The 23,088-nt window shown below is 61.2% G+C and carries 18 protein-coding genes and 1 pseudogene; 7 read left to right on the top strand and 12 right to left on the bottom strand.

What is annotated here, in order from left to right; genetic code table 11:
• The 5 genes and pseudogenes from AB5Y51_RS13675 to apbC all read right to left on the bottom strand — a co-directional run.
• Nucleotides 1-167: pseudogene (locus AB5Y51_RS13675) on the bottom strand (IS1595 family transposase); the annotation flags it as partial.
• Nucleotides 168-283: 116 nt separating this feature from the next.
• Nucleotides 284-1,756 carry an inorganic phosphate transporter gene (locus tag AB5Y51_RS13670; RefSeq protein ID WP_041211421.1) on the bottom strand — a complete coding sequence of 491 codons (1,473 nt, stop codon included), beginning with the start codon at nucleotides 1,754-1,756 and terminating at the stop codon, nucleotides 284-286.
• Between the two features lie 319 nt (nucleotides 1,757-2,075).
• Nucleotides 2,076-2,657 (bottom strand): dCTP deaminase, encoded by a 582-nt coding sequence (gene dcd / locus AB5Y51_RS13665; protein WP_010674732.1) that lies wholly within the window; start codon nucleotides 2,655-2,657, stop codon nucleotides 2,076-2,078.
• Between the two features lie 63 nt (nucleotides 2,658-2,720).
• The gene (gene udk / locus AB5Y51_RS13660; protein WP_010674731.1) at nucleotides 2,721-3,365 is read right to left on the bottom strand and encodes a uridine kinase; all 645 of its coding nucleotides are present in this window, start codon (nucleotides 3,363-3,365) and stop codon (nucleotides 2,721-2,723) included.
• A gap of 108 nt (nucleotides 3,366-3,473) precedes the next feature.
• Nucleotides 3,474-4,556: an iron-sulfur cluster carrier protein ApbC gene (gene apbC / locus AB5Y51_RS13655; protein ID WP_368178593.1), complete on the bottom strand. Its 1,083-nt coding sequence runs from the start codon at nucleotides 4,554-4,556 to the stop codon at nucleotides 3,474-3,476.
• A gap of 185 nt (nucleotides 4,557-4,741) precedes the next feature.
• Here apbC and metG point away from each other — a divergent pair, with 185 nt between their 5' ends.
• Nucleotides 4,742-6,775 (top strand): methionine--tRNA ligase, encoded by a 2,034-nt coding sequence (gene metG, locus AB5Y51_RS13650; RefSeq protein ID WP_041215171.1) that lies wholly within the window; start codon nucleotides 4,742-4,744, stop codon nucleotides 6,773-6,775.
• 71 nt (nucleotides 6,776-6,846) lie between these two features.
• Here the strand turns inward: metG and AB5Y51_RS13645 are convergent, their stop codons facing one another.
• Both AB5Y51_RS13645 and AB5Y51_RS13640 read right to left on the bottom strand, forming a co-directional pair.
• Complete coding sequence (locus tag AB5Y51_RS13645) at nucleotides 6,847-7,581, bottom strand: CHAD domain-containing protein (protein WP_368178592.1); 735 nt, start codon at nucleotides 7,579-7,581, stop codon at nucleotides 6,847-6,849.
• Between the two features lie 12 nt (nucleotides 7,582-7,593).
• Nucleotides 7,594-7,866: an acylphosphatase gene (locus AB5Y51_RS13640; protein WP_010674727.1), complete on the bottom strand. Its 273-nt coding sequence runs from the start codon at nucleotides 7,864-7,866 to the stop codon at nucleotides 7,594-7,596.
• Nucleotides 7,867-7,951: 85 nt separating this feature from the next.
• Between AB5Y51_RS13640 and AB5Y51_RS13635 the strand changes: the two genes are divergently transcribed.
• Both AB5Y51_RS13635 and AB5Y51_RS13630 read left to right on the top strand, forming a co-directional pair.
• Nucleotides 7,952-9,382: a methyl-accepting chemotaxis protein gene (locus AB5Y51_RS13635; protein ID WP_368178591.1), complete on the top strand. Its 1,431-nt coding sequence runs from the start codon at nucleotides 7,952-7,954 to the stop codon at nucleotides 9,380-9,382.
• 184 nt (nucleotides 9,383-9,566) lie between these two features.
• Nucleotides 9,567-10,760: a class I SAM-dependent methyltransferase gene (locus AB5Y51_RS13630; protein ID WP_039039155.1), complete on the top strand. Its 1,194-nt coding sequence runs from the start codon at nucleotides 9,567-9,569 to the stop codon at nucleotides 10,758-10,760.
• An 85-nt stretch (nucleotides 10,761-10,845) separates the two neighbouring features.
• Here AB5Y51_RS13630 and AB5Y51_RS13625 read toward each other — a convergent pair whose 3' ends face one another.
• The 3 genes from AB5Y51_RS13625 to AB5Y51_RS13615 all read right to left on the bottom strand — a co-directional run bounded on the left by AB5Y51_RS13625 (nucleotide 10,846) and on the right by AB5Y51_RS13615 (nucleotide 14,212).
• Entirely contained in the window at nucleotides 10,846-11,247 is a 402-nt protein-coding gene (locus tag AB5Y51_RS13625; protein WP_223302553.1) for a hypothetical protein, read from the bottom strand.
• A gap of 131 nt (nucleotides 11,248-11,378) precedes the next feature.
• Nucleotides 11,379-13,355: an alkyl/aryl-sulfatase gene (locus AB5Y51_RS13620; RefSeq protein WP_266142051.1), complete on the bottom strand. Its 1,977-nt coding sequence runs from the start codon at nucleotides 13,353-13,355 to the stop codon at nucleotides 11,379-11,381.
• Between the two features lie 212 nt (nucleotides 13,356-13,567).
• Nucleotides 13,568-14,212, bottom strand: coding sequence for a glutathione S-transferase family protein (locus AB5Y51_RS13615; protein ID WP_042863855.1), 645 nt, complete (start codon nucleotides 14,210-14,212; stop codon nucleotides 13,568-13,570).
• A gap of 259 nt (nucleotides 14,213-14,471) precedes the next feature.
• Here AB5Y51_RS13615 and AB5Y51_RS13610 point away from each other — a divergent pair, with 259 nt between their 5' ends.
• The 4 genes from AB5Y51_RS13610 (at nucleotide 14,472) to AB5Y51_RS13595 (ending at nucleotide 18,807) form a co-directional block, all read left to right on the top strand.
• Nucleotides 14,472-15,656, top strand: a complete 1,185-nt coding sequence (locus tag AB5Y51_RS13610) for an acyltransferase family protein (protein ID WP_368178590.1) — start codon at nucleotides 14,472-14,474, stop codon at nucleotides 15,654-15,656.
• A gap of 348 nt (nucleotides 15,657-16,004) precedes the next feature.
• On the top strand, nucleotides 16,005-17,042 hold the full coding sequence (selD, locus tag AB5Y51_RS13605; RefSeq protein WP_045524852.1) for a selenide, water dikinase SelD: 1,038 nt from the start codon (nucleotides 16,005-16,007) through the stop codon (nucleotides 17,040-17,042).
• Entirely contained in the window at nucleotides 17,039-18,169 is a 1,131-nt protein-coding gene (mnmH, locus tag AB5Y51_RS13600) for a tRNA 2-selenouridine(34) synthase MnmH (RefSeq protein ID WP_041211414.1), read from the top strand. Before selD ends, mnmH begins: the two co-directional genes overlap by 4 nt.
• A complete protein-coding gene (locus AB5Y51_RS13595; protein WP_323918906.1) occupies nucleotides 18,163-18,807 on the top strand; it encodes an MBL fold metallo-hydrolase in 645 nt (214 codons plus the stop codon). The genes mnmH and AB5Y51_RS13595 overlap by 7 nt, the downstream gene beginning before the upstream one ends.
• Here AB5Y51_RS13595 and AB5Y51_RS13590 read toward each other — a convergent pair.
• Complete coding sequence (locus AB5Y51_RS13590; protein ID WP_039039149.1) at nucleotides 18,783-19,799, bottom strand: HD domain-containing phosphohydrolase; 1,017 nt, start codon at nucleotides 19,797-19,799, stop codon at nucleotides 18,783-18,785. The genes AB5Y51_RS13595 and AB5Y51_RS13590 overlap by 25 nt on opposite strands.
• Entirely contained in the window at nucleotides 19,796-22,966 is a 3,171-nt protein-coding gene (locus tag AB5Y51_RS13585; RefSeq protein WP_368178589.1) for a response regulator, read from the bottom strand. The genes AB5Y51_RS13590 and AB5Y51_RS13585 overlap by 4 nt, the downstream gene beginning before the upstream one ends.
• Nucleotides 22,967-23,088 lie beyond the last annotated feature (122 nt).

Below are 23,088 nucleotides of genomic sequence, written 5' to 3'. Positions count from 1 at the left end.
TGGGTGGCATCCGCCTGGCAGTGGGGACAGCCGCAGCATGTGGGTAACTGGGCATGGAGGGACGTAATCGGGTGTGGAGCGGCGAGCTCATGCTGAGCGACACGGCGCTGACGCAGAGTAAGTAATGGAAAGAGGGACAACAGGTGTTGGAAGGCTGGCGTATCCATGATGAAGGTCCTCGCGGTGATGACCTACTTCCAGATGAGCCTTCCAACACATAATTGGGACAGCGCCACAAAAAAGGGCCCGAAGGCCCTTGTTTCATTTCCAATGACTGTCGCGCTTATCCGCCAAAGAGATGGTTGTTCAGCAGGAAGAGACCGCCGGAGAGCAGCATGGTGAGCGGCAACGTCAGCACCCAGGCCAGCAGAATGGTCTTGATGGTCTGGCTCTGCAGGCCGGACTTGTTGGCCACCATGGTCCCCGCCACCGCGGAGGAGAGAATGTGGGTAGTGGACACCGGCATCCCGGTTAGACTCGCAATCCCGATGGACGCGGCGGCCGTGATCTGGGCTGCAATGCCCTGGCTGTAGGTCATGCCGGAGGAACCGATCTTCTCCCCTACCGTGTAGACGATACGACGCCAGCCCACCATGGTGCCGCAACCGAGCGCCAGGGCGATGGACACGATGACCCAGGTCGGCGCATATTCGGCCGTTGCGGTCAGATCCTTGCGCCATTTGGCGAGATCGGTCAGCTCCTTGGCCGGCAGTGGCAACTTGGAGACCTTGCGGGCAGTGTCGTCGATGCACAGCAGCAGACGACGCACCTCGCGGCGATCCACCAGGTTCATCTCCTCGTAGGTGCGCACCTGGCCGAGACGCTTGTCGAGGGTAGCCATGGCCTGCAGGGCCTCCCCTGCCGCACAGTGACTCATCAGCTCTTCCTGGGCTTTGGCAGGCACACTGAAGTTCACCAGATGGGAAACCTGTTCCTGGTTACGCTGGTAGATCTCCATGATGCGCTGGTTGGCATCCTGGGTTCTGTCCAGATCATAGGAGCGGCTGTTCATGTCCAGCGCAAAATAGGCAGGCGCCATGCAGATCAGCACCAGCATCACCAGACCGATGCCTTTCTGACCATCGTTGGAGCCGTGCACGAAGCTCACCCCCATTGCGGAGCAAATCAGAGTGACACGGGCCCAGAACGGTGGATGCTTCTTGCCGTCCACCAGCAGGCGCTCTTCCGGGGTCTTGTGGATCTTGCTGCCAAGCCATACGCGCTTCATGGCGAACAGCAGCAGGGCGGCAATGATGAAGCCCACGGTGGGAGAGATGATGAGAGAGAGCATGATGTCGATGGCTTTGCCGACGTTGATACCCTCTTTCAGGGGTTGATGGCTGATCAGGGCATAGGCGCCGCCTACCCCCAGGATGGAACCGATCAGGGTGTGGGAGCTGGATGCCGGAATACCGAAGTACCAGGTTCCCAGGTTCCAGACGATGGCCGAGAACAGCAGGGAGAACACCATGATCAGACCCTGGGTAGAGTCCATGCCAAGCAGCAGATCGATGGGCAGCAGGTGAACGATGGCATAGGCCACCCCCAATCCACCCAGCATGACACCGGCGAAATTGAACAGACCGGAAGCCACCACCGCCATATGAGCCGGCATCGCCTTGGTATAGATAACCGTTGCTACCGCGTTGGCGGTATCGTGAAAGCCGTTGATGAATTCATAGGCCAGCACAAAAAAAACGGCCAATACCAAACCGATTGACCACCACAAACCCAAACCACTAAACATTTCAAACATAAAAACGAACCTGTTTATGAGTTGCGGCGGATTATGCCAGAAGGCTCGATGCGCCATACCCGTTGTTGAAATATTTCAGCAAAAAAAAAAAAGGGCATTCCGTCAGAAAATGTCTTAGGGCCTGTAGGAACGGGGCTTGTCGAGGATTAATTTAAGTCCATTCCATTGCTGTGGATAGGCGTCAATCAAAGCCTAAGCATAGCTCGATGTCCCGAAAAAGGCCGCTTTCAACCCGCTCGGCACGTCCGTTTCCTTTTGTCAGATATAAAAGAGGGTGCCCTGGCACCCTCCTCGATAGACAAGCCGCACGGTGCGGGGGTCAATCCTGGTTGATCCGGCTGGCCACAGCCCCTTGCTGACTCTTGTATTTGGCATTTTCCCGTTTGTTGTACGGGCGAGCCGCGGTACCTGACAGCATCTCGAAGTTCAGGGCACCGATCTTCATCTTGGGACGCAGGGCCAGAGGCAACTTGCCGCCGTTGTAAAACTCCAGCACGATGCGACCGGACCAGCCCGGATCGATGCGGTGGGCGGTGACGTGCACCATGAGGCCCAGGCGCGCCAGGGAGGAACGACCATCCAGCCAGCCGACGATATCGGCGGGCAAGGTAACCGATTCATAGGTCACCGCCAGCGCCAGCTGACCCGGGTGCAGATAGAAGGCTTCGCCGTCCGGCACGTGGATCTCCTCGCTCATCACCCGCTCGATGGCATCGGCCATCTCGGCACTGGTACCGCCAAGGTCGATATAAGGCGCGGTATGATCGCGAAACACCCGAAACTCGTTGCCCAGCAGCACATCGACGCTGACGCCGCTGATCCGCTCAACACCGGGCCGCGGCTCGATGACGATCTTGCCTTCATCCAGGTGCCGTTCGATATCGGTATCACAAAGACGCATTCTGCGACTCTCCTGACAAAAGATTCATTAAAAAAAGCCGGGCATCACCCGGCTTGTTTTCTCTCAACCAATCAACATATGGCGGATACGCGCCTTGAGCATGTCGATGGCGATGCGGTTCTTGCCGCCACGGGGCACGATCACGTCGGCATACTGCTTGGACGGGTCGATGAACTGCATGAACATGGGACGCACAGTCTTCTGATACTGCTTGAGCACGGAGTCCATGGTACGACCGCGCTCCTGCACATCGCGCACCAGACGGCGCAGCAAACAGATGTCGAGCGGGGTATCCATGAAGATGGAGGCGTCCATCAGTTCGCGCAGGCGGCTGTCAGTCAACAGCAGTATCCCTTCGAGGATGATGACACGGCGCGGTGCAAAGGTAGTGACCTCGGTCATGCGCGTGTGCTCGGTATAGGAGTACTGTGGGATGTTGACCGCCTCCCCTTGCGTCAGCTGGGTCAGATGCTGCACCAGCAGATCGTGATCCAGGGCATTGGGGTGGTCATAGTTGGTCTTGACCCGCTCTTCCATGGTCAGGTGGGTCTGATCACGGTAGTAGCAATCCTCGGTGATCACACCAATCTGACCCGCTCCCAGCTCGGCCACCAGCTCTTCATAGATGGTTTGGGCGATAAGACTCTTGCCGGACGCGGATGCACCAGCAATACCGATGATCACGCAGGAATGTTGAGTATCAGACATTGAAAATACCTAAAGAGAAGAGCACTGGGGATTGTTTAAACCGATCCATTATATGAAAAAGGGGTGGCCATGCCCACCCCAAATCCGTCCCCCTTGGCCGAACGCCGATTATTCGTCCAGCGCCACCGTGTAGAGCGGGGTCGCAATCGGTTTTGCGCTGAAATAGAGCTCGGCCCCTACCCGGCGAGCCAGTTTCAGGTAAGTCTGTGACAGCTCGCCATCCGGCACACCGAACACGGTGGGGCAGCCGTCATCCATGTGCTGGCGAATGTCAATATGCAGCGGCAACTGACCAAGCAGCGCCACGTGATACTGCTCCGCCATCTTCTGGCCACCGCCGGTACCGAACAACGGCTCGTGATGCCCGCAGGCACTGCAGACGTGGTAACTCATGTTCTCGACGATGCCAAGCACAGGCACATTGACCTTGTTGAACATGGCAATCCCCTTGCGGGCATCTGCCAGCGCCACATCCTGGGGCGTCGTGACGATCACCGCCGCCGTGGTGGGCACCTGCTGGGCCAGCGTCAGCTGAATATCGCCGGTGCCCGGGGGCATGTCCACCACCAGGTAGTCCACCTCGCCCCAGCGGGTCTCGTGCAGGATCTGCCCGAGTGCCTTGCTCGCCATGGGACCGCGCCAGATGGTGGCATCCTGCTCGGCCACCAGATAACCGATGCTGTTGCTCTTGATGCCGCAGGCCATCACCGGCTCCATCAACTTGCCATCAAAGCTGACAGGGCGCTCCTTGAGGGTCCCCGTCATGGTCGGGATGGAGGGGCCATAGATGTCCGCATCCAGCAGGGCGACCCGCGCCCCCTCTTTTTGCAGCGCCAGCGCCAGGTTGACCGCGGTAGTGGACTTGCCCACCCCTCCCTTGCCGGAGGCAACCACCAGGATATTGCGGATCCCCTGCACCGCCGCCAGTTGCTGCGCGCGGGGCATGCTGGCCACGTCTATCTCCCCCGTCCAGTCGATGCGGGTCGCACCGGTTGCGCTGCGCAGCCGGGAATCGAACTCCTCTTTGATCTGTTCAAACAGGGACTGGCCGGCAAAGGGCAGCACCAGCGTGATAGCCAGGGTCTGTTCGTGCCGCTCGACGGTACGCACAAAACCGGCCGCGACCAGATCCTTGCCCCATTCTGCCGGCTTAAATTCGGCCAGGATCTGTTTTACTGAATCAATCACCATTAACTCCCCATTATGTTGTCGTTATGCTGAGGTGAACGGTTACCGCACATAAATCAGTGGCTTGCCGACGTCATCGTGATGCCGCCAGTCAGGGCACCGGGGGCCACAACCCTAGGCAGGCCGCCCCCAATTCGGGTAACATGCACGGCACTGTATCATCCCAACAGGCACATAAAGAACGTATTATGGCAACTGATCCTCGTAGAATGCTGGTAACCTGCGCCCTCCCCTATGCCAACGGCTCCATCCATCTCGGCCACATGCTGGAACACATCCAGGCCGATATCTGGGTTCGTTATCAGCGAATGCGTGGCCATCAGGTGCATTTCGTCTGTGCCGACGATGCCCACGGCACGCCTATCATGCTCAAGGCGCAGCAGATGGGGATCTCGCCGGAAGAGATGATTGCCGCCGTCTCCCAGGAGCACCAGGGGGATTTTGCCGGTTTCAACATCAGCTTCGACAACTACCACTCCACCCACAGCGACGAAAACCGCGAGCTGGCGGGCGTGATCTATGGCCGCCTCAAAGAGTCCGGCAAAATCAAGATCCGCACCATCTCCCAACTGTTTGATCCGGAAAAATCCATGTTCCTGCCGGATCGCTTCGTCAAGGGCACCTGCCCCAAGTGCAAGTCCCCCGATCAGTACGGTGACAACTGCGACGCTTGCGGCGCCACCTACAGCCCGACCGAGCTGATTGATCCGAAATCCGCCGTCTCCGGTGCGACCCCGGTGATGAAGGACTCAGAACACTACTTCTTCGACCTGCCTCAGTTCGAAGCCTGGCTCGCCGACTGGGTACGCGGCTCCGGCGCCATCCAGGAAGAGATGGCCAACAAGATGCAAGAGTGGTTCGAAAGCGGCCTGCAGCAGTGGGACATCACCCGTGACGCCCCCTACTTCGGCTTCGAAATTCCCGGTGCCCCCGGCAAGTACTTCTATGTCTGGCTGGACGCCCCCATCGGCTACATGGCGTCGTTCAAGAACCTGTGCAACAAGCGCGGCGACATCGACTTCGACAGCTACTGGAAAGCGGACTCCGACGCCGAGCTCTATCACTTCATCGGCAAGGACATCGCCTACTTCCACTGCCTGTTCTGGCCAGCCATGCTGGAAGGCGCGAACTTCCGCAAGCCGACCAAGGTCAACGTGCACGGCTATGTGACCGTCAACGGCGCCAAGATGTCCAAGTCCAAGGGCACCTTCATCAAGGCGTCCACCTATCTCAAGCACCTGGATCCGGAGTGCCTGCGTTACTACTACGCTGCCAAGCTCAACAGCCGCATCGACGATCTGGACTTGAACCTCGAAGACTTCGTCTCCCGCGTCAACGCCGACGTGGTCAACAAGCTGGTCAACCTGGCCTCTCGCAACGCTGGCTTTATCGCCAAGCGTTTTGACGGCAAGCTGGCCGCCACCTGCGCCGAGCCCGCACTCTACGCCGAGTTTGCCAACGCCAGCGCCAGCATCGCCGAAGCCTATGAAGCGCGCGAATTCAGCCGCGCCATCCGCGAGATCATGGCCCTGGCCGACAAGGCCAACCGCTATGTGGACGACAAGGCTCCCTGGGTCATCGCCAAGCAGGAAGGGGCGGATGCCGAGCTGCAAGCCGTCTGCTCCGTCGGCATCAACCTGTTCCGCGTGCTGATGGCCTACTTGAAGCCCGTCATGCCGCAACTGGCCGAGCGCGCCGAAGCCTTCCTTGGCGAAACCCTGACCTGGGATGGCATCGCCGCCCCTCTGGTCGACCACGGCGTCGCCCCCTTCAAGGCACTCTTCTCCCGCATCGAGTCCGCCAAGGTGGATGCCATGGTGGAAGCGTCCAAGGAAGATCTCGCCAAGGAGCAGAGCAAGAAGCCGGCAGGCCCCCTGGTGGACGATCCCATCAGCGAGACCATCACCTACGACGACTTTGCCAAGATTGACCTGCGGGTGGCGCTGATCAAGAAAGCCGAAGCGGTGCCGGAAGCCGAGAAGCTGCTGAAGTTGCAGCTGGATATCGGCGGCGAAACCCGTCAGGTCTTTGCCGGTATCAAGTCCGCCTACAACCCGGAAGATCTGGAAGGCAAGCTGACCGTGATGGTGGCCAACCTGGCCCCGCGCAAGATGCGCTTTGGCATGTCCGAAGGTATGGTGCTGGCGGCAGGTCCGGGCGGCAAGGATCTCTGGATCCTCGAGCCCCAGGAAGGTGCCCAGCCGGGCATGCGCGTGAAGTAATACGCCCCTTCCCGGACAGTCCCAATGAAAAGAGAGGCCAATGGCCTCTCTTTTTTTATCTTGTGGGGTGCTTACTGCCCGCTCTGCAGCAATGCAATGCGAAGGCCGACCAGCTCCGCCTGATGGCAATCCAGTTGCAGTAGTTGGCAGCGGATCTCTGTTTTCAGGGCTCGCCGTTGCTGGCCCCGCCCCGTTTCGCCCCCAAGGCGTCTGAGCCATTGGCGCCTGTCCTGCAATTGCCCAAGCCGCTCCTGCCAGCTCACCAGCATGGACAACCAGGCCGGATCCCCTCCCCCCTGTGCCGTCAGCAGCTCCATCCCGTAGCGCGCCTGTTTCAGCACCAGACGCAGCCGGTGCCAGCACCGAAGTTTCGCCCTGATGCCCACAGGAAGGGAGGTGGTCTTCGCCAGTGCATCCGACAGTGACAGCGCCAGATGCAGCTGAAACAGCGGCAAGAGATCGACACCGACGGGCACCTCTTCCAGTCGGGCCAGCCAACGGGCAAGCAGGCCGGTCAACAGGGGGACCCGTGGCAAGCGGTTCTGCCGAAGCGAACCACCATGATGCTGCGCATAGACCTGGGCATCGCGCAGGGCGGAGAGCGTGCCGACGGCACGGGTCAATCGCCGCTCCAGCTCGGGCTCATGAATGAGGGGTCGCCACAGGGCGAGCAGCGCCAGCAGGCGGCGGGCCGCTATCCGGTAGGCATGCACCTCTTCCATCCCCTTGTGCTCGCGCAGTGCCAGGGTCGCCCCCCGATATTGCCCAACGAGCCGGTTGGCCTGCGCAATCCCGCTCTCCCCCATGAACCCTCCCGGCTAGTTGGTATGAAAACCGGTTCCGGTGGGTGGCAACGCCTGGGTGCACTCCATTCGGGTGACGGTGGCGGTTCGGGGCCCGTGCTCAAGCCAGCCCAGCATCATCTGTACCTTCTGTTCGGGACCGGCAATCAGGATCTCCACCGAGCCATCTTCCAGGTTGTAGGCATGCCCCCGCAGCCCCAGTTGCAGCGCCCGCTCCCGGGTGAAGTAGCGAAACCCCACCCCCTGAACCTGACCCCACACCCGCACGACAAACGATTGCTCTCCCATTTATCACACCTTTCCCTTAAGTAATTTTTCCCCGGGGCGATAATGAGCGCGACACTCTCTTCCCCTTGCAGGACGCAATACCATTATGAAAGAAGTAAAGTTTCGGTGGGTTGACCGTTATCTCATTCACCTCACGATCAGCGAGAAATTTCTTATCACCTTCTGGTGCCCCCTGGTGTTCATCGCCTTCCTCACCTGGTATCTGCTGGCCGACGGCCATGATCAGGCGATGCAGCTCAGAGTGGATCAGCTAAAAGGGCGGGTCGAGACCACGGCCCAGCTGGTGAGCCAGCAGCCGACCCTTACCCTGCCCGCGGATCTCGTACTCACGCCTGGCGCCGCCACCGGCCTTAGCCAGCAGGGGGACATCTATCGCTATGGCGCCAGCGCAGGTCAGGCGGGCGTCGTCTCCGGCACCCTGGATACGAGTCACTACGCCCTCTGGGATGGCCAGGGCACTACCCTGACCATCATCGCGGTGCTGGCCGCCCTGCTGGCCCTCATCACCCACTATCTGATGACCTTCGTCTCGGGGGCGCTCTACTCCACCAACAAGGCATTGCAGACGGTAGCGAACGGCGATCTCACCTTCCGGCTCAACTTCTTCCCGGTGCGGGACGAGTTCTCCATTCTGGCGGGCAGCATCGACACCTTCACCGACCGCCAGCACAAGATAGTGCAACTGGTGGAAGAGTCCGCCGATGCCCTTACCCTGGCCGCAGACGAATTTCGCGAGCATGCCAGCGACGGCGAGCAGCTTGCCCGTGCCCAGCGCCAGCACATGGACTCCCTGGCCGCCGCCATGGAGCAGATGTCCGCCGCCATCCGGGAAGTGGCCCGCAACGCCAACGACACCCTGCTGCAAACCCGCCAGTCCAGCGACGAGGCGACTCACGGGGCACAGCGGGTGGCACGCACCATCACCGCCATCCGCACCCTGGCGGACGAAATTGGCAATGCATCGGGCGCGGTCGAGCGGCTGACTCACAACGCCAATCGCATCAACGAAGTGGTCAACGTCATTAACGCCATCTCCCAGCAAACCAACCTGCTGGCCCTCAACGCCGCCATCGAGGCCGCCCGGGCTGGTGAACAGGGACGCGGCTTTGCGGTGGTGGCCGACGAGGTGCGCACCCTCGCCAGCCGCACCCAGCAGGCCACGGTGGAAATCCAGCAGATGATCGAGGAGCTCCAAGCCGGGACCGGGGCGCTGAACGACATCATGGAGAAGACGGTGGGGCGCGCGGCCGACAGCCAGCAGCTCATCGCCGAGGTGGGCATGGACATCGAGCGGCTCAGCAACCACAGCGATGCGGTGCTGGAGATGAGCACCCAGATCGCCACCTCCAGCGAAGAGCAGAGTTCGGTGGCAGAAGAGATCACCCGCAACCTCGACAAGGTGCGCCACGAGGCGAGCCGGGTGGAGGAGTCCGCCAGCGCGGCGGTCGCCGGCACCACCGGCCTCAAGGGAACCGCCAATGAACTCGGTCAGGCGCTCACCGGCCTGCGGATCTGACCCCCTCCGGCAGGCCATCCTCCAGATGGCCTGCCATGTCTGGGCCAGGCGCTGGGGACGCGCGAAACAGCCCGTTCGACCCTGACCGCGTGTGGATGCACGGATCCCGGTAGACGCGGCTTGCGTGCCTACCCTCACAGCCCCTACTATATGCCCCCTTCTTTTCTACCATCGGCAACTACCCATGAGCGCTTCCATCTATCTCGTCAAAGGCCGCGAAAAATCCCTGCTGCGTCGCCACCCCTGGATCTTCTCCAAGGGCATTGAGCGGGTGCAGGGCAACCCCGTTGACGGCGATACCGTCGAGATCTTCACCCATGACGGCAAATGGCTCGCCCGTGGCGCCTGGTCCGGCAGCTCCCAGATCCGTGCCCGGGTCTGGACCTTCGACAAGGATGAGAGCGTCGATCTCGACTTCTTCATCCGTCGCCTCAAATATGCGCAGGAGTCCCGCGACGGGCTCATCAAGCGTCAGGGCCTCACCGGCTATCGCCTCTGCGCCGCCGAATCCGACGGTCTGCCGGGTCTGACCATCGACCGCTACGCCGACTTCCTGGTGTGCCAGATCCTCTCCGCCGGTGCCGAGTTCCAGCGCGAGCTGATCACGCAAGCGCTGCGTACCCTCTACCCCGAGTGCAGCATCTATGAGCGCTCCGACGTGGCCGTGCGCAAGAAGGAAGGGCTGAAGGAGCGCACCGGCGTCATCCATGGCGAGACCCCGACCGACCCCGTGGTGATCGAGGAGAACGGCGGCGTCAAGATCCTGGTCGATATTCGTAACGGTCACAAGACGGGTTTCTATCTGGATCAGCGGGACAACCGCCTTGCCGCAGCGAAATACACTGAAGGCAAGCGGGTGCTCAACTGCTTCTGCTACACCGGCGGTTTCGGGGTCTATGCCCTCCAGGGCGGTGCCAAGGAGGTAGTCAACGTCGATCTCTCCCAGAATGCGCTGGACATCGCCCGCCAGAACGCCGAACTGAACGGTCTCGATACCAGCAACACCCAGTTCGTGCGTCACGACGTCTTCAAGCTCTTGCGCGAATATCGCGAAAAGGGCGAGAAGTTCGATGTCATCGTGCTGGACCCGCCCAAGTTTGCCGAGAGCAAGGCCCAGCTGCTGGGCGCCTGCCGCGGCTACAAGGACATCAACATGCTGGCGTTCCAACTGCTGGCGCCGGGTGGCGTGCTCTTGACCTACTCCTGCTCCGGCCTGATGGAACAGAGCCTGTTCCAGAAAATCGTGGCCGATGCGGCCCTCGATGCCGGTCGCGATGCCCAGATCCTGGAGCTGCTCTCCCAGGCATCCGATCACCCCATCGGCACCGCCTATCCGGAAGGCTTCTACCTCAAGGGGCTGGTGGTGCGCGCCCGCTGATCCTAGCGACGACACCAATCTGCATTGCATGAATGTCGCCAATAAAAAGGCCGCCCAACAGGCGGCCTTTTCGTTATCGGTTGTGTCAACGACGGACGATCTCCCTTGCAAGGGCCTGGTCCAGCCGTTGCAACAAGACACCACCAGCATCCTCATCGATCCGCATCACTCCCAACGCCACGGCGTCGCTGGCAGAGAGACGTCCTGCCAGCAAGGCATCAATTGCCGCCTCGCTCAGCAGCACTACCCTGTCACCCTCGACGGGCCCCTGGGTGTGACTCTGCAACAATAGTGTCTGTTTGCCCCTCAACCTGGACCAGAGCCCGGAATCCACCAGCAGAATGGACACATTGCCCGGAATGCCAGTTGTTTTCAGACTTGCTCTCAGTTGATTGAGCCACTGGTAGCTGCGGGAAAACCCCTCCTTGCCCATGATGGCGGGGATGGGGCTCAGCCTGTCCGTCGAGATGGCTGCCGAGGTCGCCATTGCGATGTCCAACGAGCCAGGCCAACTGAGCTGGAAGGGATTATCCCAAGCCATGTCGTAGCCACAGGCCCTGGTCGTGGGGGAAGTCCCCAGAACCAGGGCACAGAGCAGGAGTCGAGCCAATGGCTTGATCATGGGGTAACGATGTTGAACCAGAACTCGAAGTTGTCCAGATAGCTGAGCACTTCCTTGAGTTTATCGGCATTGCCGTCGATCTTGATGTCCCCTGCGGCCACCGCCTGTTCGAAGGTGGTCTGCTTGAGCAGCAAGTTATTGAGCACATCGCGCGAGAGCGTGATGGTCGCATCGGCCTTCTCGTCCTGGGCATTGGCGGTATTGTTGAGCACACCATTTTCCAGCTCGAGCTTGTACTTCCCTCCTTGATCCCCGAAGTCGAAGTTCAGCACCGCGTGGGCATTACCCGCCTTCTCGCCATTCAAGCGAACAGCCAGATAGTCAAAGAACATATCCAGTGACATGGCACGCACCGTATCCGGGCTGGCGGTATTCGGGGTAGCCAACTGCTTGACACCACCGCGCAGCTCCTTGGCACCGGTCAGGTAGAAGTTACGCCACGGGCCGGATTCTGCCTGATAACCCAGCTGCTCGAGGGCATCGGCTTCCAGGGCGCGAGCCGCCTGGTTATCCGGATCGGCAAAGACCACTTTGCTGGTCACCTGAGCGACCCAGCGATAATTACCCTGAGCGAAGTCTTCTTTCGCTTTTTTCAGGATATGGTCGGCACCGCCCATGTAATCGACATACTTCTTGGCGGCCTCTACCGGCGGCAGCTCATCCAGGGTAGCCGGGTTACCGTCAAACCAGCCCAGATAGAGTACATAGGTCGCCTTGACGTTGTGGCTGATGGAGCCATAGTAGCCACGGCTGGACCAGGTGTTGGCCAGGTTGTCGGGCAGTTTGAAGTTGGCGGCGATTTCGTCACGGGTATAGCCGTGGTTGATCATCCGCAGGGTTTCATCGTTGATGTAGCGATAGAGGTCGCGCTGGGACTTGAGCAGTGTCGTGACCTCCTGATTCCCCCAGGTTGGCCAGTGGTGCTGGGCGAAGATGACCTCTGCCTTGTCGCCCCACATGGTCAGAGCCTGATTCAGATATTTGGACCAGGGCAGCGGCTCGCGGATCTTGGCGCCGCGCAGGGAATAGGTGTTATGCAGGGTATGGGTGGCATCTTCAGCCGCAGAGATGGCCTTCTTCTCTTCGATATACCAAAGCATCTCGGCCGGTGCTTCGGAGCCCGGCGCCATCATGAACTCATAGGTCAGGCCATCGATACTCTCTTTCTGGCCCGTCTTGGTGATGTAATTCGTTGGTGCAATCAGGGTCACTGTACCGGCGGACGTGGTAGTACCGAGCCCGGCGCCCACCTGGCCCTTGGCATCAGGCGGCAGCAGGTTGCCATACATGTAGCTGGCGCGACGGCTCATGGCGTTGCCTGCCATGATGTTTTCGGCTACAGCAGCCTCCATGAAGCCTTCGGGGGCATAGACCTTGACCTTGCCGGACTTGACGTCCTCTTCACTGACTACCCCTTTGACACCGCCATAGTGGTCGACGTGGCTGTGGGTATAGATCACGGCCTTGACCGGTTTATTGCCGCGATGCTTGTAGTAGAGCTCCATGCCGACCTTGGCCGTCTCTGCGGAAACCAAGGGATCGACGACGGTGATGCCATCCTTGCCTTCGATGATGGTCATGTTGGACAGATCGAGGTTGCGGATCTGATAAATGCCGTCGGTCACCTCAAACAAGCCACTGATATTGATCAACTGGGCCTGGCGCCAAAGACTGGGATTGACCGTCTCAGGTGACTTTTCCCCTTCCTTGATGAAGCCGTATTTGGTGGGATCCCAGATCACATTGCCTTGCTCGCCCTTGATCACCGCATCCGGCAAGGGGGCGATGAATCCTTTGTGAGCATTGGTGAAATCTGTCTTGTTGGAGAAAGGGAGCTGCTTGTAAAGGGCGTCATTGGCTGCTTTGGTCGCCGCCGTCGCCTCTTTGGGGCTCTCTTGAGCAAAGCCAGGCATGGCCACAGTGGCGAGCATACCTGCCAATGCAACACTCTTGGCAATCAGGGTCAGTCTCATACTTGGATCCTCGATTGTTAAGCTGCTTATTGTTCATACCGATACGAATTGGTAACGAAATGATAACTGCTCAACCAATATAGTAAACCGGGTTCCAATGACAACCCTTTGTTTACATTAACTTATCGCTTTTTCACTCGATGGTGCTGGGCTTTCGCCATAAAGTGACGCCAACAACCCCTACCAAGTCCATGAGGACCGCTCATGTCAATTCAATCACGGGCCGGCGCCCCCAGGGGGAAGTAGTGGCGATAGGGTCTCGCCTCGTTCACCACCCGGACGACCGAGGGGTGACCCAGCAGACGGGCGCGATAGGCACGCAGACGGCCATAGCCAGCCGGGATCTCGTGGGCCCAGTCGGCGTAGAAGAGCGAGGGGGCGGCGGCGCAATCGGCCAGCGTGAAGTCTGCGCCGGCAATCCAGTGGCGTCCTTCCAGTCGCTGATCAAGCCAGGGGTAGATCTGATTGAGCATCTCACGGGCCTCCGCTACGCCATAGCGGTCGCGATCCGCGGCCGGGCGCAGCGCATCCAGCACCACTTTTTGCATCGGCGTCATCACATAGTTGTCGAAGACGCGATCCAGCATATGCACCTCCAGACCCGCATCGCCGGGCGGGATCAGGCTGACGGGACCCGGATGGTGCGCCTGCAGATGGGCGACGATGGTGCTGCTCTCGAGGATGCAGCGACCATCATCCAGCAACACCGGGAAGCGCTTGAGTGGCCAGAGGGCGGCAAGTTCGGCGTTCGCCGCCGGCTCTTCGAGATTCCGGTACTCGAACAGGGTGGCATTCTCGTAAAGGGCGATCAGCACTTTCTGGCTGTAGGACGAAAAGGGGTGGGCATAGAGTTTCATGGGGATGTTCCTGACGCTCAGAGGGATGACTTCCCTAGTCTAGATCCCCTCTCTATTTTCGATGCGTCCCTATCCCATGCTGGTTTTGGGATGATAAACGCCCATTCATGACGGCAATCACACCCGTATGGCTCTCTTTTAGGTAGGGTGATCCCGCCTGTGGCCGCCAAGCCGGGGCAGCCGACTCATCAGGGTTGATGAGCGGCACCACAACAAAAATCGATGTCAGGCCAAGCTGAACATCATCAAGGATCCCGTCATGAATCAATCATTGCCGCTGTTGACGCCGCTGCGGGGCATCGCTGCCCTGATGGTGGTGCTGTTCCACGCCCGCTTGCTGCTCTTCCCCCAGTGGATGGAGTCGATCGCCGGCCACACCCGACTCATCGAGAACGGCTACCTCTGGGTCGATCTCTTCTTTATCTTGAGCGGGCTGGTGCTGGCCCATGTCTACGGGGAGGCTTTCGCCCGCACGCCCCGAACCATAAGTTATGGCCGCTTCCTCTGGCTGCGGCTGACCCGGGTGTATCCCCTCTACCTGGTGACCCTGCTGCTGCTGGTGGGCTGGGAGCTCTACAAGGCCCACCATGGGATTGGCTTCTACGCCGGCCCCCTGTTCAAGATGTGGGAGTGGGAGGGGATGCCTCCTTTTGGTTCCCCCTTCACCCCCGCCGAGGCGCTGCCAAGCAGCCTGTTGCTGCTGCAGGTGGTGACCGATCACGGATTGACCTGGAACTTCGCCGCCTGGTCGCTCAGCGTGGAGTGGATTAGCTATCTGCTGTTTCCGCTGCTCATTCCCCTCGCCGTCACCCGCAGCCGCTGGAGCAACCTCGCCCCCTTGCTGGCCCTGACGGTACTGGCCTTTATCGTGAACAGCCGGGGTACCCTGGATGTCACCAGCGGAGCGCTGGCCATCGGGCGCGGGGTGAGTGAATTCGTGCTCGGCCTCTGGCTGCTGCCGAAAGTGAAGGCTGCCCGCCAGTGGCCCATGATGCAGCAAGATCTGCCGCTGCTGCTCGCCTTTTTGCTCCCCTTCGCACTGATGCAGTTCACCATGACGCCGCAGCTGACCCTGCTGCTGATCAGCGCCTATGTATTGCTGATCTGGATTGCCGCTGCCCAGGGTGATCGCCAGAGCCCGCTGCTGCGCCTCCTGGACAACCACTTCACCAACTGGCTGGGGGATCTCTCCTACTCCATCTACCTGCTCCACGCCCTGGTGTTGCTCACCGGCTGCGAGCTTGTCCACTCTCTGGCGCCGGGACTCACCGCGTGGTGGTACGCCCAGACCAACCCCTTGCTGGGGGTGCTGGCCACCCTGTTGATGCTCGCCGTGCTGATCGGGCTCTCGGCGCTGAGCTACACCCTGCTGGAGCGGCCGCTGCAACGGCGACTGCGCCGGCTAGGCAAGGCTCCCCAACCAGTGATGGAGCAAGCTGGCTAGTTTCCGTCGCCACATGCTGCCCCGATGCAAGACCGACACGCCGTCGGGGCGGCTCAAAGTGGGACTAGCCTGAGCAAGGCGAAGAGTACGGCTCTTTTTGAACCCGACAATCCCCTGCGCTTTGTGTGAATTCCCGTTCGAACCAGAGCGGCCATTTGTGGCATAATGGCCCGTCCTGTGGTCCTTGGCGGGGCTTCGCCGGCGCATCCTTGCCCTCCTCCTGTCCTGCCAGGCAGCCTGACATCACTGTGTTCACAGGCCGCCAGGGCCACCCTATTTTTGCGCGCACATTTGACGGCGCCGCAGCAGTTATTGGCACACACAAGTCTGCCCACACAAGGGGAAAGCATGTCTTCCATTCGTCTGACCCAGTACAGCCACGGCGCTGGCTGCGGTTGCAAAATCTCCCCCAAGGTGCTCGACACCATCTTGAAGAGCCAGATCCCGGGCTTTGACGACCCCACCCTGGTGGTCGGCAACAGCAGCAAAGATGACGCCGCCGTGGTCGACATCGGCAACGGCCAGGGCATCGTCTCCACCACCGACTTCTTCATGCCCATCGTCGATGACCCCTTTACCTTCGGTCGCATCGCTGCCACCAATGCCATCAGCGACATCTATGCCATGGGCGGCAAGCCCATCGTCGCCATCGCCATCCTCGGCTGGCCCATCAACACGCTGGCGCCGGAAGTGGCCCAGCAGGTGATCGACGGCGGCCGCCAGGTGTGCCACGAGGCGGGTATCTCGCTCGCCGGTGGCCACAGCATCGACGCCCCCGAGCCCATCTTCGGTCTTGCGGTGACCGGTATCGTGCCACTCGACGCCATCAAGCAGAACGACACCGCCCAGGTGGGCGACACCCTCTATCTGACCAAACCCCTTGGCATCGGCATCCTCACCACCGCCCAGAAGAAGGGCAAGCTCAAGCCCGAGCATGAACAACTGGCCCCGGATGCCATGTGCACCCTCAACAAGATTGGCCAGCGCTTCGCCGCCTTACCCGGCGTACACGCCATGACCGACGTGACCGGTTTTGGACTGGCAGGCCACCTGCTGGAGATGTGCGAAGGTTCCGGCGTCAGTGCCCGTCTGGACTTCAAGGCGCTGCCGCTGCTGGACGAGGTGGATTACTACCTGAGTGAGGGCTGCGTACCGGGCGGTACCCTGCGCAACTTCGACTCCTATGGTGACAAGCTGGGCGCCATGGATGATCGCACCCGCAACATCCTGTGCGACCCGCAGACCAGCGGCGGCCTGCTGGTAGCCGTCGGTAAAGAAAGTGAAGCCGAGCTCCTTGCCATTGCCGCACAGGCAGGGCTGACCCTCTCTCCCATCGGCCAGTTGCAGGCCCGCACCGGCAACCAGTTCATCGAGGTTGTCCAATGAGTGCCCTGCCACTGGCCACGGATTACGCCCGGATCTTTCTGGATGAGGTTCCACTCATCGATCTGCGCGCCCCCGTCGAGTTCAAGGAAGGGGCCTTTCCCACCGCCGTCAGCCTGCCGCTGATGACTGACGAGGAGCGCGCCCGGGTCGGTACCTGTTACAAGCAGGAGGGACAGGCCGCAGCCATCACCCTGGGCCATCAACTGGTAGGTGGCGCGGTGCGCGCCGCGCGCATGGAAGGCTGGCTGGCCAGGTTGCGCCAGCAACCCGACGCCCTGCTCTACTGTTTTCGCGGCGGCCTGCGCTCGCAAACCGTACAACAGTGGCTGGCCGAGGCCGGCGTCACCCGCCCCCGGGTCGCGGGCGGCTACAAGGCGCTGCGCCACTTTCTCATCGACACCCAGGCGAAGGCCAGTGCAGAGTGCGACTGGACCGTGCTGACCGGCATGACCGGCTCCGGCAAGACCCACATGCTGGCGCACATCACCCAGGCGGTGGATCTGGAAGGGCACGCCCGTCACAGGGGGTCGTCGTTTGGCCAGCTGCCGGGTGGGCAACCCGGCAACATCGACTTCGAAAACCGGCTTGCCATCGAGCTGCTTCAGCGTCGCAACCGGGGGGAATCACAGTTTGTGCTGGAAGACGAGAGCCGTCTCATCGGTCGCTGCGCCCTGCCACTCAACCTTTATGAGGCCATGTGCCGGGCTCCTCTGGTGGTGGTGGAGGTGCCGCAGGAGGCACGGGCCGAGCAGATCCGCACCGATTACGTGCAGGATCTCTGGCTGCGCTATCTGGAGTTCCATGGGCCAGATGCAGGCTGGCCGCTGTTTGCCGGCTACCTCACCGACGCCATGGCCAGGCTCAAGCGCCGACTCGGTGACAAGGATTATCGCGAACTCGATGGGCTGTTGCAGGCCGCCCTCAGGGAACAGGCCCAGAGCGGGGACACCCGCGCCCATCTGGTCTGGATCAGGCTGCTGCTGACTCGCTACTATGACCCCATGTACCGCTATCAGCTGGACAACAAGCGCGAGCGGATCCTGTTTCGTGGTGACAAGGAGGCCTGCCTCGCCTTCTTCGCCAAACGCTCCCCCCTTCAGACCCCTCAGGAGAGTCCCACATGTTGAAGTTCGAGGTGATCCCGGTCACCCAGTTCGCCCAGAATTGTTCGCTTATCTGGTGTGACGAGACCCGCCAGGCTGCCCTCGTCGATCCCGGCGGCGAGGCGGACAAGCTGCTGGCCGCCATTGCCAAACTGGGGCTGACCCTCACCCATATTCTGCTGACCCACGGCCATCTGGATCACGTGGGCGCTGCCGCCGAGCTGCGCGAGAGAACCGGTATCGCCATTACCGGCCCCCACAAGGAGGATGCCTTCTGGCTCGATATCCTGCCCCAGCAGAGCCAGATGTTCGGCTTTGCCCATACTCCGGCCTTTACACCGGATAGCTGGCTCGAACAGGGTGACAAGGTACAGGTTGGCAAATGCGAGCTGGAGGTCTATTTCTGCCCGGGCCACACTCCGGGCCACATCGTGCTGCTCTGCCAGGCAGAACGCCTCGCCTGGGTGGGGGATGTGCTCTTTGCCGGCAGCATAGGCCGCACCGATTTCCCGCGCGGGGATCACGGGACGCTGATCAAGTCGATCACCGAGACCCTGCTGCCGCTCGGGGATGAGATCGTCTTTATTCCGGGCCATGGCCCGAGCTCCACCTTTGGTCACGAACGGGCCAGCAATCCCTATCTGACACAGCCCATCTGGTAATCCCCCCGCTCCTCGCGGGCATCCCATTGAGCCTTGAGGCGCAAGATCTCCGGCATGATCTCGAGAAAACGGGAGAGCAGCCGGGGATCGAAGTGCTGGCCTGCACCATCGCGCATGGTGGCCAGCACCCGGTCCAGGGGCCAGGGCTCCTTGTAGGGACGACGCACGCTCAGGGCGTCAAAGACGTCAGCGATGGCCACTATCCGCGACGCCTCGGGGATCCCCTCACCGGTCTCGCCAGCGGGGTAGCCCGAGCCGTCCCATTTCTCGTGGTGGTGCAGGGCAATCTCCGCCGCCATGCGAAAAATGGGGGCATCGGATCGCCTCAGGATCTCGTAACCGATGCGTGGATGACTTCGCATGATGACCCACTCCTCCTCGGTGAGGGGGCCGGGCTTCTTGAGGATGTGATCGGGGATACCAATCTTGCCCATGTCGTGCATGGGGGCCGCCAGCTCCAGCAGATCCGACTGCTCCGGGCTCCAGCCAGCCGCATCAGCCAGGGCCCGGGCGTATGCGGCCATGCGCCAGATATGCACCCCGGTGTCGGTGTCGTTGTAGTGGCCCGCCTCGCTCAGCATGACGATGGCAGTGCGATAGCTGCACTCGAGCTGATCGAGGCGCACCAGGGAGAGATGATTGCGCACCCGGGCACGCACCGTGCTCGGACAGACCGGCTTGTAGATATAATCCACTCCGCCCGCCTCGAACCCCTGGCTCTCGCTGTCTGCGTTGTCGCTCGCGGTGATAAAGAGCACCGGGATCCCGGCATGAGCCGGATCGGCCTTGAGCCGACGGCACACCTCGTAACCATCCATATCGGGCATGCGCACGTCCAGCAGGATAAGTGCCGGCTCGTGACGCCCCACGGCGGCCAACCCCTCCTCTCCCCCTTTGGCAAAGAAGAGGTTGTACTCCTCCTTGAGGATTTGCCGCAGCAACCCGAGGTTGCTCGGCTCGTCGTCGATGATCAGCACGCGCGGTCGACTCATGGCGCAGGTTCCTCCCGATCCTCCAGATATGCCTCCAGCTTGCGGGTGGCGAACGGGATATCGAACAGCTCCAGGGCTGCACTTATTTCGCTCACCAGCTCGCAAGGCAAGTGACTCCTTGCCTGGCTCAGCGCCGGCTCAATCAGATCCAGATCCTCGCTCACCAGGGCCTGATGCAGGGCGTGCAGGCAGACCTCCCGCGCCTCCCCCTGGGCCAGCGGGGAGCTGACCGCGCCCGGCTCGCGCCCGGCATAGGTATCGATGGAGTGTTGCGCCCGCTCCAGGGCCTCGAGGAAGGGCGCGATAAGCTGGCTGGTGTCCCCACCCTGCTCGATGGCCTCGTTCAACTCGGCACTGATACGCGCCACATCGGTGAGCGACAGGCTGCCCGCCACCCCCTTGAGCTTGTGGGTCAGGCTCGCGGCCGCATCGGTCTCGTGCTGGGCGATGTAACCCGGCAACACGGTACCGACCGTCATGTAGTCATCGCGAAAACGCCGCAGGTATTTAAGATAGACCGAGGCTTCACCCCAGTTGCGCAGTCCGGTATCGATATCGATGCCGGCCACCGGCTCGTGGGGGAGTAGTTCGTCGTTCACGGTGAGCGGCAGGACAACGTCCGGCAGATAACGCAGCAAGGTCGCGATAAGCTGCTCCACATCGAGCGGCTTGGCGATGAAGTCGTTCATGCCAGAGGCCAATGCCGCCTCCCGCTGATCCTTGAATACCCCTGCGGTGAGAGCCAGCACGGGAGTCTCCTCCCGCCCCGGCAGCAGGCGCAGGCGACGGGTCGCCTCGTAGCCATCCATCACCGGCATCTGCACATCCATGAGCACCAGATCGATGCGCCGGGCCGGATCTGCCAGGCAGGCCAGGGCTCGCTCCCCGTCGATGGCGGTGATCACCTCGGCCCCCTCCCGTTGCAGCAAGCGGGTCGCCACCTCAAGGTTGATGTCGCTGTCATCCACCAGCAGTATGTGCACGCCCGGCAGGCGCAGACGGCGCTGGCCACTCTCAAGGGGCTCCACATGCTCGCGCTTCTCGTGGATGAGACGCGCCACCGCATTGTAAAGACTGGAGCCGGTGACCGGTTTGTGCAGTACCAGATCCACCTGATCCGAGCCGGGGCGGTGCATCAGTTCATCCTGGGAATAGGCGGTCGCCATGATGATGATGGGTGAACGCTCCTGCTGCTCGAAGGCGCGGCGAATGGCCAGGCAGGTCTCGAGCCCGTCCATGCCCGGCATGATCCAGTCGAGCAGGATCACGTCGAAACGCTCCCCCTGGCGCAGCAGATGGTGCAGCGCCTGCTCACCGGACTCCACCACCCGCGACTGCCATCCGAGGGAACCCACCGTCATCGACAGGGCGTCGCGGGTCACCTGATTGTCGTCGGCGATGAGCAGCGAGATGTGCTGCAGACGCTCGTTCAAGGCCTCGGGCCGCTCCACCTGCTCCAGCCGGACGCGGAACCAGAATTCGCTCCCCTTGCCAAGCTCGCTGGTGACGCCGATGTCCCCCCCCATCAGGTTCACCAGGCGGCGACTGATGGTCAGACCAAGCCCGGTGCCCCCGAAGCGGCGACTGGTGGAGGAGTCTGCCTGGGAGAAGGCATTGAAAATGTTGGCCTGTTGCTCGGGGGGAATGCCGATCCCGGTGTCGCGCACCCGAAACAGCAAGGTGGCCATGCCGTCTTGCTCTGCTTCCAGCACGACCTTGACCTCCACCTCGCCGCGTTCGGTAAACTTGATGGCATTGCCGGTCAGGTTGAGCAGCACCTGCTCGAGGCGCAGGGCGTCCCCAATCAGATGGGAAACCGGCTCGGGGGCACTGCTCACCACCAGTTCGAGGTGCTTCTGGCCAACGCAGGTGGACATGATGGCAGCCACGTGATCGAGCACCTCTTCGAGACTGAATGGCACCCGCTCAAGCTCGAGCCGACCCGACTCAATCTTGGAGAAATCAAGGATGTCGTTGATGATCCCGAGCAGCGCCTGCCCGGCCTGGTGGATTTTGCGCACCAGGGCATGCTGACCATCGTCGAGCCCTCCCTGTTCGAGCAGGTAGGTCAGCCCCATAATGGCGTTCATGGGGGTGCGGATCTCGTGGCTCATGTTGGCGATGAAATCACCTTTGACCTGTGCCAACCTGGCCGCTTCCTGCTGGGCCAGTTGCTCCTTGTGCCTGCTGCGCACCAGTGCAGCCACACCGGCACCAAACAACAGCAGCAGCACGGCGCTGGCGGCCAAGATGATCCCCCAGATATGAGTGCGAATGGCCTGCAGCTCGCTGTGCGGCACCAGGGACGCGGCTTTCCAGATCAGCTGATCATGATTCTGTGCCGGGTACAGGGTGGTCCAGCTCCAGAGTCCGTCGGCAGACTCCATCTGGCCGTTTGATGCGTCCCAGAACGCCTGCCAGGCCTGGGGAGAAGTCTGCTTCAGAGTCAGATCCGGGCGCTCGAGCATGAAGCCCCACTCCCGGGATGGGTCCGGGCTGCGCAGCCAGTATCCATCCTGGTTGAACAGCATGATGTGATCGGCTGCCTTGCCGCGGTTGTCGGCAAACTCCTTGAGCATACGGGCAGCCTGGACGTTGATAAGCAGCAGACCAAGATCACGTCCCCCAAGGCGCAGACGCTTGGCAATGCGGATCATGGGGTTGAAGGGGCGATCGATCACCCCGTGTTCAACGTTGAGATCGAGCGGCGAGACGTAGACCCGCTCCCAGGGCAGCGCCATGGCATCGCGAAAGTAGTAACGCTCCCCCTTGTTCTGCAACTGGTCGTCCGTCACACGCCACAGACGCTGGCCCTGGCGATCGATGCGCACCCGCTCCATGCCATCCGGGGCAAGCCAGCGCACCTGGGCATAGTCGGGATTGCGGTTCAGCAGGATGGTGAACTGGACGGCCAGGGTCTCACGGTCATTGCGAGCCGCCGCTTCGAGCAGGATGGGTTCTTCCGACATGCTGCGCACATGGCGCAGCGGCACCGCCAGCTCGCCGTCAAGGCGGCCGCTGGCAAGCGCCAGGAAGGTGCTCTCATCGCTGCGAACGCGATAGAGCTCGCGCTCGATCAGTGCATTGCCCAGCAGATAGCCACCCGCCAGGACCAACAGCAGAATAGGTGAAAACAGCAGGATATATGTCCGTACGATTCCTTTCATAACGGTCAACATCGCCCCGAAGAATGGACTTACCCGAGTACCTTTTGGACATCAGAGCACCACAACACGTGTCCTGCTGTCAATCATGCCTACAAGTAAAGACCAATAGTGCTGTTTGAGTA

The sequence above is a fragment of the Aeromonas sp. R7-1 genome (genome assembly GCF_040908115.1).
Lineage (GTDB): Bacteria > Pseudomonadota > Gammaproteobacteria > Enterobacterales > Aeromonadaceae > Aeromonas > Aeromonas caviae.
Note: the sequence above shows the minus strand (reverse complement) of the source record. Positions and strands in the feature narration are given on the sequence as shown.

What these genes read in the sequence shown, in the direction of transcription:
- AB5Y51_RS13640 (WP_010674727.1), bottom strand. Translation starts at nt 7,866, where the DNA reads ATGGGAGAGCAATCGTTTGTCGTGCGGGTGTGGGGTCAGGTTCAGGGG.
- AB5Y51_RS13670 (WP_041211421.1), bottom strand. Translation starts at nt 1,756, where the DNA reads ATGTTTGAAATGTTTAGTGGTTTGGGTTTGTGGTGGTCAATCGGTTTG.
- mnmH (WP_041211414.1), top strand. Translation starts at nt 17,039, where the DNA reads ATGAGTGCCCTGCCACTGGCCACGGATTACGCCCGGATCTTTCTGGAT.
- udk (WP_010674731.1), bottom strand. Translation starts at nt 3,365, where the DNA reads ATGTCTGATACTCAACATTCCTGCGTGATCATCGGTATTGCTGGTGCA.
- AB5Y51_RS13620 (WP_266142051.1), bottom strand. Translation starts at nt 13,355, where the DNA reads ATGAGACTGACCCTGATTGCCAAGAGTGTTGCATTGGCAGGTATGCTC.
- AB5Y51_RS13630 (WP_039039155.1), top strand. Translation starts at nt 9,567, where the DNA reads ATGAGCGCTTCCATCTATCTCGTCAAAGGCCGCGAAAAATCCCTGCTG.
- AB5Y51_RS13635 (WP_368178591.1), top strand. Translation starts at nt 7,952, where the DNA reads ATGAAAGAAGTAAAGTTTCGGTGGGTTGACCGTTATCTCATTCACCTC.
- AB5Y51_RS13625 (WP_223302553.1), bottom strand. Translation starts at nt 11,247, where the DNA reads ATGGCGACCTCGGCAGCCATCTCGACGGACAGGCTGAGCCCCATCCCC.
- AB5Y51_RS13645 (WP_368178592.1), bottom strand. Translation starts at nt 7,581, where the DNA reads ATGGGGGAGAGCGGGATTGCGCAGGCCAACCGGCTCGTTGGGCAATAT.
- AB5Y51_RS13585 (WP_368178589.1), bottom strand. Translation starts at nt 22,966, where the DNA reads ATGAAAGGAATCGTACGGACATATATCCTGCTGTTTTCACCTATTCTG.
- AB5Y51_RS13615 (WP_042863855.1), bottom strand. Translation starts at nt 14,212, where the DNA reads ATGAAACTCTATGCCCACCCCTTTTCGTCCTACAGCCAGAAAGTGCTG.
- AB5Y51_RS13610 (WP_368178590.1), top strand. Translation starts at nt 14,472, where the DNA reads ATGAATCAATCATTGCCGCTGTTGACGCCGCTGCGGGGCATCGCTGCC.
- dcd (WP_010674732.1), bottom strand. Translation starts at nt 2,657, where the DNA reads ATGCGTCTTTGTGATACCGATATCGAACGGCACCTGGATGAAGGCAAG.
- AB5Y51_RS13595 (WP_323918906.1), top strand. Translation starts at nt 18,163, where the DNA reads ATGTTGAAGTTCGAGGTGATCCCGGTCACCCAGTTCGCCCAGAATTGT.
- selD (WP_045524852.1), top strand. Translation starts at nt 16,005, where the DNA reads ATGTCTTCCATTCGTCTGACCCAGTACAGCCACGGCGCTGGCTGCGGT.
- AB5Y51_RS13590 (WP_039039149.1), bottom strand. Translation starts at nt 19,799, where the DNA reads ATGAGTCGACCGCGCGTGCTGATCATCGACGACGAGCCGAGCAACCTC.
- apbC (WP_368178593.1), bottom strand. Translation starts at nt 4,556, where the DNA reads ATGGTGATTGATTCAGTAAAACAGATCCTGGCCGAATTTAAGCCGGCA.
- metG (WP_041215171.1), top strand. Translation starts at nt 4,742, where the DNA reads ATGGCAACTGATCCTCGTAGAATGCTGGTAACCTGCGCCCTCCCCTAT.